The following is a 14,030-nucleotide window of genomic DNA, read 5'->3' as shown; positions in this document are numbered from 1 at the left end:
GATACATCATTGTTGCAAAACCCAAACGCTATCACCGGAAGCGGTTTGGCGTTTGGGTTCATCATCTGGCAACGTGCGCTTACAGTATATCATGCAGATTGCCACATGAGCGATAAAGAGCATGATTGTAGCGTCATGTCGCCGCACCAACGGGTAATAGGCAGGGCTGAAGCGTGCCTGGGCAGATGCTGCGTGTCCTTACTCTCCTACTCATAGCGCAGTGCTGCAATCGGATCGAGGCGGGCAGCGCGATCAGCCGGGTACAGGCCAAAAAATATCCCAACTGCGATAGAGGTAAGGGTTGCGAGCAGAATTGCATCGAGGCTTACTTCAGCGCGAGCGTTCGGTGAGAAATTGGCCAGTAAAGCTGTCCCAATCGCTGCCAATCCATACCCCAGGCCAATGCCGAGGATACCGCCCATTAAACTGAGCACGGTCGCTTCAACCAGAAACTGAAGCCGGATGTCATTGCGCCGGGCGCCAACCGCTTTGCGCAAACCAATTTCGCGTGTGCGCTCCGTCACACTGACCAGCATAATATTCATAATCCCGATCCCGCCGACCACCAGCGAGATAGCGGCAATGGCACCAAGGAAGATGGTAATTGCACCGGTAATCGTCGCAAACGAGCTTACCAGGTCTTGCTGAGTGACGATGGTAAAATTGTTGTCCTGATAGGTCAGCCCATTACGTTGCCGGAGCAACGCGGTAACCTGATCGATCAACTCATCGATGCTATCTTCATCACGAGCCTGAATGTAAACCACACTCACATCCACGCGCCGGGTCACATTTTGGGCAGGTGGAAAGAGACGGTCTTGGGCTGTGGTCAGGGGAACAAAGATCTGATCATCTTCGTTTGAGGCGAAACTGCCACCGCGTTCGGCCATGACGCCAATCACCTGAAACCCGATACCGTTGATCCGGATTCGCTGGCCCACCGGATCGGCACCGTCGGGAAAGAGACGTTGGGCGACGCGATACCCCAACACTGCCTCACGTGAGCGCAGTTCAAGCGCACGTTCGTCAAAGAACGTGCCTTCAGCCACCCGGGCATTACGTACCTGGGGATAATTGGCACTTACCCCGGCGATCAATGCATCGTAGCTGGCACCGCCATACGTGGTGAGTGCCCGCCGACTGAACTCGGCACAAACCGCTGCCACTGCCGGTACATTCAGCGGATCGGCAATGGCAGCAATATCCTCATTGGTCAGGCGTGGTGGTACCCGGCGGTTCGTCTCTGGATCATTTGTTCCCGCGAAGAGAAACACCAGATTACTCCCCAATCCCTGCAACTCGCTGGTTACCAGCGTTTGAATAGCACCACCCAGCGCCAGGAGAGCAATGACAGCGCCTACCCCGATGATGATGCCGAGCATGGTCAGAATGGCGCGCAGTTTATTGGCCAGTAAACTGCTGAAAGCGATCCGCAACGCTTCTATCAGCTTCATCGTTACCTGCTCCGTTTAGCTTAGCGTCCGCGTACACCGGGAGGTGGGCCACTGAAGAGATCGATACGGGCATCGACGCCAGGGACGTAGACACAACTGTTTTCATCGATATTCCCTGAACTGATTTCGATGATCTGTTCGTTGCTCAAGCCGGTTTGCACCGCAACCGCCTGTAGCGGTGGCTGCAATGGACGTTGCGCGATGTCGAGCGAACACAGCGCCGGATCGGTCGTCACATCCACAAAAAACTGACCACCTTCAGCACGGATCGCCCGGCGTGGTACGACCAGCGCTTCACTCTTCTCGGCCACGATAATATCGGCGCTTGCCGACATACCCGGACGCACTGAGGCGGGTGGATCATCGGTCACAATCCGCACGGTGTAGGCAGTAACCCCGGATTGCACAATGGAGAGCGGATTGATGCGGGCAACCGTTCCACGCAGATCGAGGTTAGGCAGCGCATCGAGGACGAGAATAACGGGTTGACCAACCGCAATCTGGGCGACATCGATTTCATCAACGGTCACATCAACGTAATAACCACTCAGATCAGCCAATACCACGGCCGGTCGTGCAGCGTTATAGAACTCACCAACTTCCAGATTCACCTCGGCTACCACTCCGGCAATAGGTGCGGTCAGGGTTGCCCGTTCCAGGGCAAGCTGCGCCTGCGCCAGGCTGGCCCGGGCACTGGCGACCTGGGCTTCAGCGCTGGCCAGATCAGCCTCGCTCGGAGGAGCGGTAATCCGTTGCAGATTTGCCTGCGCACTGGCAACCGCCGCATTGGCCGCAGCCAGACTGCCGGCTCGCTGATCGCCGAGCAGCTTATTCAGATTGGCTTCAGCCTGGGCTAACTGGGCACGGGCTGCGGCTACCTGATCTGGATCGGCGCCGGCTAATATGCGCTCAAGGTTGGCCTGGGCACTGCGGAGTTGAGCTTCTGCCTGCGCGATGCCGGTAATCTCGGCCTGCCTGGCCTGTTCATAGGCTACCTGAGCCTGCCGCATCTGCTCTTCGGCATTTTCGACCGCCCGCAGTGCTGCTGCTTCAGTATCGAGCGCTGATTGTGGTAACGACTGCCCGAAGCGAGCCAGTTGCTGCTCGCGCTCTCGATTTTCGTTGTAAATACGGCTATACTCGGCCTGGCGGTCGCGTAATGTATTGGCGGCTTGTAATAACTGCGACTCGGCTCTGGTTTTTGCTGCTGAAAGCGAATCACGTTGCGCCTGCAAGGCCGCTGCGGCCTGATCCACCTGCGCCTGCGCCTGCGCTACCTCGCTGGCCTTTGGCCCACCCAGTACCCGTTCAAGATTCGCCCGTGCCTGTTCAACCTGGGCCCGCGCTGCCGCCAAATCCTGCTCGGTAACATTACCGGTTGTCTGGCGTAACTGCGCCTGCGCCTGCGCCAGTTGGGCCTCTGCCGCAGCGACCTCGGCAGCGCTCGGTCCGGCCCGCAATCGGTCAAGGCTGGCCTGCGCCTGCGCCAGTTGGGCCGCAGCCTGATCGACCCGCAATTCCAGATCGCGAGTGTCAAGTCGGGCCAGCACCTGGCCGGCTGCTACCTGATCGCCAACCTGTACCAGGACCTCACTGATCAGACCACTGCTGGCGAAAGTGAGATCGATCACCTGCTGAGGTTGAATAGAGCCACTGGCATTCACTGTTGCACTGATTGGGCTGCGTTGTGGGCGGGTGAGGGCATAGTTAAGCCTGACATTGGAAGGTTGGTCACGGTTAAAAAGAAAGAAACCGGCTACGAGAACACCGATAACAACGAGAATGCCGATTCCCCATCCAAGACGATTTTGACGACGGCGAGGGCGTGATGATTGACTCATACGAAAGCCTCAATACTGCGCACGCACAATTGTACACATCAGTATCATCATACTACGAGTTACTACCGGTAACCGGTACATTTGACGGTATGCAAGGTTAGGATGTTGCGCTACGGGAAGTGACTTGCACAATCAATGGTACAGTCAAAGAATTGGGAGCGTTTTGGTAACACAGCACGTCAGCAGTCTGCCATACCGGTACCAGAACAGCGTTTGCATACTGACATGTTGCCGGTATGGGTGACTTTGATATAACCCACCTGACGGACACACGTTCGGGCTGGCTTGCACCACCCTCGCCCAATCCGGATCGCGGCAGGTGTGGAAGCCAGACGTTCGCACTCCAGACGACCCGATACAGGCATCGGTGGGTACGAAACGAGTATGATCCAACGCAGCGTTCAAAGATGGTAATATCTCGAAAAGACCAGAGAAGGGCACGGGCAACATCACCCGTCGTCAATTGTGACACCAAGGGTGGTTTACTCGACCATATTCGCGTTACGTTCAAGATCGCGACAGCCGATCAACTCATTGATCCCATCAAGCAACAATTGGAGCAACTGTGCGAGGTCTTGCAATTGTTCCAGGCTAAAGCGAGACAAGATACGATCCATATCGGCGCGCCGGGCTTCCTCGACTAACGCCAGCCGCTGCTCTCCCTGACGGGTAAGCATCACTTGCACAACCCGGCGATCTTCGGCGTCGCGCACCCGTCCAACCAGATTTTCTTCAATCAAACGGTCAACAATACCGGTCAACGTGCCCGCGGATTGCTGCGTAATGTCGGCCAGATCACTCATCCGACACAGGCCCGCCTCACGGATGGCAAAGAGCGTCACCATTTGCGGTAATGTCAACCCAATCTCGGGTCGACTCAACGTTTGCAATAACTGCTTCTGGCTCTGCCAGGTGATCTGGCGGACGATGTCATCAATGACATGCGTGTGATGAGCACGAGCCTCTTGTTCGTTCATGCATTTCCTCGCAGGCAAGTATGCTGAGGAGAGAATAATTCTGAAGACAAATATTTGAACCTCTGATAACCATCGTACCCTATTGTTTTACGAATGTCAATGTCTTGCACAGCTAATATCATGTCTTCGCTTCAGGTATTCAACGCCGACGGCGTCAGTAATCGCTCGTTACTCACCACTTGCGATTTCTATGGTACCCTTCGTAACGGCAACAACTCGTGGAACAGGAGGCAAGTATGACAACAGACGATATGACGCGGCTGGCGGCACTGGGACCACTCGATGGCCGTTACCGTGCTGATGTGGCAAGTCTGGCCAGCTTTTTCAGTGAAGCTGCTCTCTTTCGCTATCGTGTGCGGGTAGAGGTGGAATATCTCATCTTTCTCTCCCGTGCCCGTGGCATCCATTTTGTCCCGCCGCTGACCCCGCCGCAACAGGCTGCGCTCCGTGCCCTCTACCGTCAGTTTGGTGATGATGATGCGCTGGCGATTGCGGCATGGGATCGGCGTGTCAATCACGATGTGAAAGCGGTTGAGTACTGGTTACGCGAACGGTTAACAACACTCGGTTTAACCGGTCATCTGGAAGCGGTGCATTTCGCGCTGACCTCTGAAGATGTGAACAATCTGGCGTATGCGCTGATGGTCAAAGAGGCACGTGAAATGGTCTTGCTGCCGGCACTTGAGTCCTTGCTCGAACGCATTCGGCAGTTGGCCGACGAGGAAGCAGCGACGCCGATGCTGGCCCGCACGCACGGACAACCCGCGACGCCAACAACGTTCGGCAAAGAGATGAACGTCTTCTTTATGCGGTTACGACGGGCGATCAACGACATGATGGCGATCAAGATCACCGGTAAGCTCAACGGCGCAAGTGGTGTTTTTGCCGCCCACCACGTTGCCCTGCCCCAGATCGACTGGCTAAAATTCTCGCGTGCCTTTGTGCGTTCGCTCGATCTGGAACCGATTTTGCTCACGACCCAGATTGAACCGCACGACACACTGGCAGCGCTCTGCGATGCGCTCAAACGGATTGGCGCAATTCTGACCGACCTTAGCCAGGATTGCTGGCGCTACATTAGCGATGGTTATCTGGTACAGGCGGCCCGGGCCGGTGAGGTTGGCTCTTCAACTATGCCGCATAAGGTGAATCCTATCGATTTTGAAAATGCCGAAGGCAATCTGGCCCTGGCCGGTGCTTTGCTGGAATTGTTCAGTCGTAAGCTACCGGTTTCGCGCCTCCAACGCGATCTCTCCGACAGCACGGTCTTGCGTAATCTGGGTCTGGCCTTCGGCTATTGTCTCCTCGCTTACCAGCGCCTGCTGCGCGGCCTGCAAAAAGTGGCTGTTGATCGCGCCCGCTTGCGCCGCGATCTCGATGCGCATCCCGAAGTCCTGGCCGAGGCCATTCAGACAATCCTCCGCCGTGAGGGTTTTGCTGAACCCTACGAGTTGTTGAAGTCTTTTTCGCGTGGTCGTGCGCTGACTGCCGAAGATATTGCCCGCTTCATCGACAGTTTACTGGTCAGTGATGCGGTGCGGGCCGAGTTGCAGGCGCTCGCACCTGCGGCGTATATCGGTCTGGCGGTCAAGCTTGCCCAACTACGCGATGAGGCGACAGTTGGTAACTGGACGTAGCGATAGTGCAATATAATTCCACTGTCACGCTGATCACTGTCGTGACAGTGGAAGAGTTTGTTGCCGGTACATGCACAATTTTATATTTGCAATCTATTGACAAAGAGTGTACACTATAGAAGAATGTCGGATACGATCTGTCTGAACGTCATTGCCAGTGTAGAGACGATCAGACAGCACACAGACAACACAGCGACGATAGCACGATGAGATACCACTACATCTGCACCCTCGAAATGAACAGTCATAGCAGAAAGGCAGGCAGGGAATGGCCGTCATTGAACTGACGATTTGCCGGCTTTGCTCCCGTAGCCGCCCCGACATCTGGCAGACACTGTCACGATTGCGTACAGCGTATTCCGGTGCGCTATGCATTGTTGAGCTTGATTGCATGGCCGCATGCGATGATGTGCCGGCGGTTATGCTGGAATATGACTATTTTCCCCGCGTTACTCCACAACAATTGATCGAAATTGTAGAATCACGACTGCACACGGTAACGAGGTCACCGGAATAGGGTTTGTGGCGGAGAGCATTCTATACCACCTCTCGCACAAAGACATCTATCGCTTAGGGCATGCTCGTGGCCGATACACCGGCAAGCCGCTGATGGATCGTTGCCGGTACAAACGCACCGGTTTAACGCATCCGCGCTCTGGTGCGTTGTCAGGGTGATGTCTGGTAGCGTACCGTGCTTTTGTTGATACCGGATGGGATATGCCTTCCCCCGTAGCGGTGCCTTCTGGAGCAGACATGGTGCTGGCTGGAAACGGGATGGTGGATAGGGGTGTTATCCGCCATCCCGGCACTTTCCTGGCAGTCTGAACGTCTGGCGAACCATCCTTACTCGCGCACCAGTAGCGCTATCGGCCAGTGACCAAGCACCTCGGCCATTGCCAGGCCGGCACCAGCCTGGTGTTCGACGACGGTCAGGCATTCGTCGGTGAACAGGTTGCGGTAACGTGTTCCCGGTAGGATGTCGGGTAACGGGAGCCATGTCTCTCCCCAGAGGTCGTCAAGCGGTGGCACTTCCTGTCCACCACTCAGGCGAGCGGTCAGCCGGGGTGCGACAGTCACCGCTTCGCCGGCAGTTGGATGGCGACGGGCAAAGGCGATGACATGTCCGGCTGCCGGCCCTTCGGCGTACAGGGGTACATACTCGCCATAGGCAAAGAGTTCGGGACGGGCACGGCGAAACTCTAGCGTTGTCGCAATCGTGTACAGTTTGATCCGTCCATCAGCGGCTGTGGCCAGTAAATCGGCAGCCAGCGCCGCTGTACCGTCCTGCTCGCGTTGCCGACGGATGGCGGCCAGCAGCGCTGCCCGCCGGGCAAAGTCCACCGGTCGTCGATTGTCGGGATCAACCAGGCTGAAATCCCACAGTTCGCAACCCTGATACAGATCAGGAACACCGACTGTCGTCAGGCGCACGAGGGTTTGGGTCAGACTGTTGAAACGACCGAAAAAGGCGATACGCCGGGCAAAGCTGTCGAGACTTTCCAGAAATCGCCGTGAGCGACGTGGATCAAGGATACCGGTCACAAACCGTTGTATCGCTGCATCATACTCTGGGTTCGGATTGATCCAGCTCGTGTTGACCTTCGCTTCACGGGTTGCCTTTTCCATGTAGGCAACCATCCGTTCGGTGAAACTGTCCAGATGTTCCATCCCCTCCCAGGCACCAACCAGTGTCTGATAGAGCAGGTACTCGTCATTTCGGGTTGGTGCCTGGCTACCTTCAATGGTGCTGCGCTTCGCGGCATTGAAGCGACTCCAGCGTCCCACGTGCTGTCGCCACTCATCGGGTAACTCGCTGAGAACACTCAGGCGAGCGCGCACATCTTCGCTGCGTTTGGTGTCGTGGGTTGATGTCGTCACCATACTGTGCGGCCACTGCTGTTGCCGTTCCTGAGCTGCCTGATGCAGGTCGGTCACCTCACACCCGAAGAGTTCGGGATGCCCACCAACTTCATTCAGGGCTACCAGCCGGTTGTAGACGTAGAATGCGGTGTCTTCAACCCCTTTCGCCATCACCGGCCCGCTTAACTGCTGAAACTTCATCACGAAACGCAGGACCTCGGCATGCGCTTCGGGGGCAAAATGGTGGAGATTGCGCAAGAGCAACGTCTCTTCCAGAAAGTCGAAAATCTGGGCAGCCGTGCGCGGATTGCGTCGTTTGGCTTCACGCACTGCGTAGCGAATCGCCTGTTCGTCACGCTCGCTGACAACGCCATCCAGGCTGATATATGTGCGGTAGACGGGCATCGCCGCAATCACCTCGCGAATCGCGAAGGTCAGGCTGTTGAGGGTAAAATCGCGATAGCGGCGGGTATGCTCGCTCAACCGGTCGAGGAGATGGCTCAGGGTATTGACCTCACTGGCCAGTGAGACCAGCATGATCTCCTTCTTTTTGCTGTTGACCAGGTTGGCGAAGGTGGGTTGGGGGCCGGTGAACTGGGTGTACAGACGGTTGAACACCCGTTGACTGCTGCGGTCAATCAATACGCCACCGATCTGGTTGAGAAAGTCGTAGCCGGTTGTACCGGCCACGGCCCAATCGGCAGGTAATGGTTCGCCGTGGCTGAGAATCTTCTCGGCAACAATGTAGAGGGGCCAGGAGCGCTCGCCACGTTCGGCCTGGGTCAGGCGCTGACGGATTTGGTCGTCGAGATCAGGGGGAGCACTCCCACCGAAGTGGAATGCGGCCCGGTAGCGCAGATAACTCTCTTGCAATTGGCGAAAGTAGGCTGCTGGCTGCCACAGTCCATCGGGGTGATCAATCCGAACGCCGGTAGCAATTCCTTCAGCCAACAAACGTAACACCAGATCATGCGTGGCCTGCAATACTTCGGGTAGTTCAACCCGAATTGCTGCCAGGTCGTTGATATCGAAGAAGCGACGATAGTTGATCTCCTCGGTGGCGACCCGCCAGAACGCCAGGCGGTACGATTGGCGGGCAATCAAGGCATCAAGCAGGTCGAAACTACGCGGATCGCCGGGCACGCCGTTGTAGTCGGCCAAGGCCCGTTCGACCATGCGGCGCACCGGTTCGCTGGCTTCGATCAGTGTTGCAATCCGGCGCTTGACCACCTCTTTTTCGCGGTTGCGCTCGATCACCCGATCAGGCGTGGTTTCGTGGCGAGACGGTAAGTAACCGATGGCAGTGATAATGCTCTGCAATTCGATGGCGTCGGGATGATCTGCGCCCAATTCATTCAGCAGCTCATCGAGGCGGTGGGTGAGAATGTCGGCATAGCTCCGCGGATTGAGCGGGAAGCGATGCTCCCAGTAGTTGAGGCTGAAACCGCCGTCATTGTCGTAGGACAACCGTAGCTCGCCCCGCTCCAGGATGACGCCGTATTGGTCACCCAGCACCGGTAATAACACTTTCCCCTGCAATTCGGGTGGCACCGGGTCCCAGTCGATATCGAAGTACGGTGCGTAGATCGAACTCGGCCCGTTTTCGAGCACATCGCGCCACCAGGTGTTGCGCGGATCGCCAATTCCCATATGGTTGGGGACAACATCGAGAATCAGCCCCAGGTGGTGTTCGCGTAACACGGTTGCGAGATGGGCAAACCCCTCTTCACCTCCTAGTTCGGGGTTCAGATGGGTGTGATCGGTAATATCGTAGCCGTGACGACTCCCGGCGCGAGGGGTTAGAATGGGGGAGAAGTAGAGATCACTAATCCCAAGCTCAACGAAGTAGGGGACGTAGCGAGCAACGTCGGCAAAGGTCAGGTCGGCATTCAACTGTAGGCGATAGGTTGCACGCGGAACACGCAGTTCTACATCAATCATGGCTCTCCTGGTGGCAGGCGAAAGCGTAACTTGACACCCAATGATCGAAAGAGGCGTAACCACGCATGGGCATCAGCATAGCCTTCACCTGCTTCAATGTTCATTTGCGGATACACAGTTTGCAACAACTCGTAGTAGACATTTTGCGTATGCCAGACATCAACCTCGAAAGGCAGGTTGCGGGCCAGGCCAACGGCGGCATCGAGCTGCGTCAACAATCCACGGTCTTCTGGCGTTAACTGGAATTGCTCGCTGATTGAGCGGATTGTCCGCGATAGCGCGTAACTCAGTCCGTCGCTATCGAGGGTAACGCCCGACCGTTGGGCTTCTCGTAACAGGCTATTGATCCGATCAAAATCGAGCGGCTCAGCCTCGAACAGGCGGCGTAGTTCGGTATTGATGGCAAATTCGGCGGCGATCTGAAATTCACGCGGCACCGGCATACCTATACTGGCAAGAAACCGCATGAGTGGGGCATGGTTTTCGTAGATTTGACGATACGCAGCTTCCGCCTCGGCCAGACTTGAGGTGAGGATGCGATGCAGAATCTGGCGCTGCTCATCACCGAAGAGCAGCTTGAGCGAATACTGTTCCTGACCGAAATTCCGATCAACCATGCGGATCACACCCGGAATATCCGCCCGCAGAAAGAGTTCGCTTAACTCTTCAATCAGTTGTCGGTATGACTGTTCGCCCTGGTACGCCCGGACGCCACCCGAAATGTTGTGATCGCCGAGATGCAGTACGCCAAAGCTCAGGCGGGTCGATTCACCGGTGATCGTCGACTGAATGTGAATCCGTCCCAGGGCCAGGCGGGCTTTACCGGCGAGCAACAGATGGTAATCTTCACGGTCAACTGTGTAGGCGTAGATTTGTTCACGCTCACCTACACCGTTGAAGAGGGTCTTCATGGCGTAGTGAGCGCCCACTTTACGCAGGTCGACCATTGCCGGGCGTACATGGCGTTCGTAGAGATCGCGACCATTGCCACGGGCCGGTAGATTGCTCCGCGCCTGCGCCAGGCGATCAAGAAATTCTGCCTCGAAATCCTCGCCAAACAGATCGTGCGCCAGTTGCAGTGCCCGTCCGGCGTACATCATGACCTGAATGGTCTCAATCCCGCTCAGATCGTCGAAGAACCAGCCACACGAGGTATACATGAGCATCAAGTGGCGCTGCAATTCCATCAGCTTCAGCACCGCGATCCGCTGACCCTCATCGAGCCGGCCACGACCGTGACGGCCAATGAAGGCGGCAATGTTCTCCGGGGAACGATTCAAAATGACGCTGATGTAGTCATCGCGGGCAGCCCATGGATCGACGAGTAAGCGACGGGCGTACCCCTCGAAGCGAGGGGCAATCGTGTCGCGGAGCCAATCGAGGGCAGCGCGTAAGGGAGCACGCCAGGCCTGATTCCAGCCCGGATTGCCACCGGTATTACAACCACAATCGCTCATCCAGCGCCCGACCCCATGCGCACAGCTCCACGACGTTCGCTCGATGATCTGCACTTCGTGGGTTGGCCGATAGCGCTGCAAGTAGGCGGCGTAATTCGTCAACTGCGCCAGCCCGGTTTTCTCGATGTAATGTAACGCATAGGCCAGCGCCATATCACCATGGCGGTGATGATGCCCATATGTTTCGCCGTCGGTGGCGATATGGGCTAATTGCGGCCACGGACGCTGATCGTTGAAGATACTGGCCAGACGGTTGGCAAAACCCACACCGCTACTCAGCAGGCGCTCGAAGGCAACGGCACGGGCCACCGGGCCGTCGTAGAAGAAGACCGTGATTGACCGTCCTTCCGGTAGTTTGACCAGATACGGCTGGGTGGGATCGATCCGCCCACCGCTGACATCGTGCCAGATCATTTCGCCGATTTTGCGCACATGGCTGACCTGGGTTGGGGCCAGTATGGTAAAGCGAATCCCGTGCGTAGCCATAATATCGAGGGTTTCAAGATCAACGGCGGTTTCCGGTAACCACATCCCTTCCGGGTCACGGCCAAACCGGTACTTGAAATCCTGAATCCCCCAGATGACCTGCGTCACCTTATCACGGCGGGCCGCCAGTGGCATAATCAGGTGGTTGTAGCACTGGGCCATTGCTGAACCGGCCCCGAAATAGCGCTGGCTCTCTTGATCGGCATCCAGGATAGCCTGATACACCTGCGGGGCGTGATCGGCCAGCCAGGTCAGCAGGGTTGGCCCAAAGTTGAAGCTGATCCGGCTGTAGTTGTTGACAATCTGAACAATCTGGTTTTGGCTGTCCAGAATCCGTGAAGCGGCGTTTTGTTCATAGCACTCGGCAGTAATCCGCTCATTCCAGTCGTGGTATGGATACGCCGAGTCTTGCTGTTCGATTGCTTCAAGCCACGGGTTTTCGCGTGGTGGTTGATAAAAGTGGCCGTGAATACAAATCAGCCGCTCGGCCATGATGCACGCTCCCAGAATACTCGTAAACGGTTATGACGCTTCTGCTGTGAGTAAGACAGCACTGTGACCAACACAGGTTACCCATCCATTGGTGAAGGTTGCCGATGGCGGATCGGCACTATCCATGCGGATGCGCCAGGAATCAGCAGTCAATGTAATTCGGGCCGGTTCAGCCCCAAAATTGAGCAGTAACCTGATTGAGGGCCATTCTACAACAATTACCCGATCAACGATGCGGGTTCGCGGTCGTTGGCGCAGGCCGGGTAGAGCGCGGCGGAGTGACAATAGTTCCCGGTAGAATGCCTGATGCGCGGCGTGGCGGCCAACGGTGCGTAGCGCATGGTTGAGTTTCGAGCGGGTGAAGGTGGCCGGGTCTTGGGGATCGGGTACCTCCTGCCCCGGACTGAGAAAATATGCAAATTCGCGCTTGCGCCCCTCGCGTACCCCCTCGATAAGTGCCGGATCGCTGTGGTCGGTAAAATACTGGAACGGTGCCGGTTCGTTGTACTCTTCACCCATGAAGATCAACGGTGTATACGGGCTGAGTAGCACAGTTGCCGCGACCAGTCGCATTTGCGCTTCACTCAGTGTTGCCCCCAGCCGGTCACCCAATGCGCGATTGCCGACCTGATCGTGGTTTTGGGCAAAGACCACGAACTGCTCGACTGCCAGATCAGACGGGTCACGCCCAAAACGGCGGCGGGCATGCGGCGAGTATTCCCCGGCGAAGACAAAGCTTCGTTCGAGCGCAGTTGCCATCTGCTCGATGCTGCCGAAGCCTTCGTAGTACCCACGCTGCTCTCCTGTTAACAACGTATGCAGCGCATGGTGAAAATCATCCGACCAGACACCGCTTAACCCATAACCTCCCAATACCTTGGGGCGGGCAAAACGCGGATCGTTGAGCGGATGCTCGGCGAAGAGATACGCCGGTCGGCCCAGACGGATTGCCTGCGCCTGTACCCGATCCGCCAGTTCTTCGAGGACGTGGTACGGCGATACATCGAAGATTGCGTGCGTCGCATCGAGGCGCAGGCCGTCGATGTGATATTCGCGGAGCCACTCCAGCGCATTTTCGATGATCAGCCAGCGCACCAGATCGCTCTCCGGGCCATCGTAGTTGATTGCAGCACCCCACGGTGTCTGGTAGCGATTGGTGAAGGCCGGAGGGGCAATATCCCACAAATAATTCCCTTCCGGGCCAAAGTGGTTGTAGACCACATCGAGCAGGACGGCTATGCCATGCGCGTGAGCGGCGTCGACCAGCCGTTTCAAACCGGTCACCCCACCGTAGGCGGTATGCGGTGCGTAGAGGTACACGCCGTCGTACCCCCAGTTGCGGACACCGGGAAAATGTGCCACCGGCATTAGCTCAATGGCCGTGATCCCCAAATCACGCAGGAGTGGCAAGTGAGGAATAATCGCCTCAAACGTTCCCTCCGGGGTAAATGTACCAACGTGGAGTTCGTAAATGACCAGGTCGGAGAGCGGTACACCCCGCCATGCCGTGTCAGTCCAGGCAAAAGCGTGATCGACAACGGCGGACGGGCCATGCACTCCTTCAGGCTGGCAACGTGAAGCCGGATCGGGTCGCTCGCGGTTGCCGTCAAGGCGATAGCGGTAGCGACTGCCCGGTGCTGCCGTGGTAACCACATGCCAGCAGCCATAGCCAATCGGTTGCATCGCTATCGTCTGCGGTGTGGGGTCGAGTAACATCAGTTCGACCCGGTTTGCAGTCGGTGCCCATAAGGTGAAAGCAGTTGTACCATCGGCGCGATAGATTGCGCCAGGGAGAGGAAGATCAAACATCGCTAGCCCTCTTGATATACAGGCAGAAAACCTGTCTGTGTCGTATACCATGCTGTCCTGGTACGAAGTGCAGTTT

At 56.7% G+C, this 14,030-nt stretch carries 8 protein-coding genes; 2 read left to right on the top strand and 6 right to left on the bottom strand.

Going from position 1 to position 14,030, the window contains the following annotated elements:
• Window positions 1-206 precede the first annotated feature (206 nt).
• The 3 genes from CAUR_RS06120 to CAUR_RS06110 form a co-directional block, all read right to left on the bottom strand.
• Complete coding sequence (locus CAUR_RS06120; protein WP_012257055.1) at window positions 207-1,454, bottom strand: ABC transporter permease; 1,248 nt, start codon at window positions 1,452-1,454, stop codon at window positions 207-209.
• A 20-nt stretch (window positions 1,455-1,474) separates the two neighbouring features.
• A complete protein-coding gene (locus CAUR_RS06115; RefSeq protein WP_012257054.1) occupies window positions 1,475-3,295 on the bottom strand; it encodes an efflux RND transporter periplasmic adaptor subunit in 1,821 nt (606 codons plus the stop codon).
• 482 nt (window positions 3,296-3,777) lie between these two features.
• Window positions 3,778-4,272 carry a MarR family winged helix-turn-helix transcriptional regulator gene (locus CAUR_RS06110; protein ID WP_012257053.1) on the bottom strand — a complete coding sequence of 165 codons (495 nt, stop codon included), beginning with the start codon at window positions 4,270-4,272 and terminating at the stop codon, window positions 3,778-3,780.
• A 236-nt stretch (window positions 4,273-4,508) separates the two neighbouring features.
• Between CAUR_RS06110 and purB the strand changes: the two genes are divergently transcribed.
• Both purB and CAUR_RS06100 read left to right on the top strand, forming a co-directional pair.
• Entirely contained in the window at window positions 4,509-5,909 is a 1,401-nt protein-coding gene (gene purB / locus CAUR_RS06105; RefSeq protein WP_012257052.1) for an adenylosuccinate lyase, read from the top strand.
• A 268-nt stretch (window positions 5,910-6,177) separates the two neighbouring features.
• On the top strand, window positions 6,178-6,426 hold the full coding sequence (locus CAUR_RS06100) for an NAD(P)H-dependent oxidoreductase subunit E (protein WP_012257051.1): 249 nt from the start codon (window positions 6,178-6,180) through the stop codon (window positions 6,424-6,426).
• A 326-nt stretch (window positions 6,427-6,752) separates the two neighbouring features.
• Here CAUR_RS06100 and CAUR_RS06095 read toward each other — a convergent pair whose 3' ends face one another.
• The 3 genes from CAUR_RS06095 to treZ are packed head-to-tail and all read right to left on the bottom strand — an operon-like array spanning window position 6,753 to window position 13,954.
• On the bottom strand, window positions 6,753-9,710 hold the full coding sequence (locus CAUR_RS06095; RefSeq protein WP_012257050.1) for a malto-oligosyltrehalose synthase: 2,958 nt from the start codon (window positions 9,708-9,710) through the stop codon (window positions 6,753-6,755).
• Window positions 9,707-12,145: a DUF3536 domain-containing protein gene (locus CAUR_RS06090; RefSeq protein ID WP_012257049.1), complete on the bottom strand. Its 2,439-nt coding sequence runs from the start codon at window positions 12,143-12,145 to the stop codon at window positions 9,707-9,709. Before CAUR_RS06090 ends, CAUR_RS06095 begins: the two co-directional genes overlap by 4 nt.
• A 30-nt stretch (window positions 12,146-12,175) precedes the next feature.
• Window positions 12,176-13,954, bottom strand: a complete 1,779-nt coding sequence (gene treZ, locus CAUR_RS06085) for a malto-oligosyltrehalose trehalohydrolase (protein WP_012660623.1) — start codon at window positions 13,952-13,954, stop codon at window positions 12,176-12,178.
• Between the last annotated feature and the right edge of the window lie 76 nt (window positions 13,955-14,030).

Source organism: Chloroflexus aurantiacus J-10-fl, assembly GCF_000018865.1.
GTDB lineage: Bacteria > Chloroflexota > Chloroflexia > Chloroflexales > Chloroflexaceae > Chloroflexus > Chloroflexus aurantiacus.
Note: the sequence above shows the minus strand (reverse complement) of the source record. Positions and strands in the feature narration are given on the sequence as shown.

Bases quoted from the DNA above. Each gene is read 5' to 3' on its own strand.
- treZ (WP_012660623.1), bottom strand. From the start codon at position 13,954: ATGTTTGATCTTCCTCTCCCTGGCGCAATCTATCGCGCCGATGGTACA.
- purB (WP_012257052.1), top strand. From the start codon at position 4,509: ATGACAACAGACGATATGACGCGGCTGGCGGCACTGGGACCACTCGAT.
- CAUR_RS06090 (WP_012257049.1), bottom strand. From the start codon at position 12,145: ATGGCCGAGCGGCTGATTTGTATTCACGGCCACTTTTATCAACCACCA.
- CAUR_RS06120 (WP_012257055.1), bottom strand. From the start codon at position 1,454: ATGAAGCTGATAGAAGCGTTGCGGATCGCTTTCAGCAGTTTACTGGCC.
- CAUR_RS06115 (WP_012257054.1), bottom strand. From the start codon at position 3,295: ATGAGTCAATCATCACGCCCTCGCCGTCGTCAAAATCGTCTTGGATGG.
- CAUR_RS06110 (WP_012257053.1), bottom strand. From the start codon at position 4,272: ATGAACGAACAAGAGGCTCGTGCTCATCACACGCATGTCATTGATGAC.
- CAUR_RS06095 (WP_012257050.1), bottom strand. From the start codon at position 9,710: ATGATTGATGTAGAACTGCGTGTTCCGCGTGCAACCTATCGCCTACAG.
- CAUR_RS06100 (WP_012257051.1), top strand. From the start codon at position 6,178: ATGGCCGTCATTGAACTGACGATTTGCCGGCTTTGCTCCCGTAGCCGC.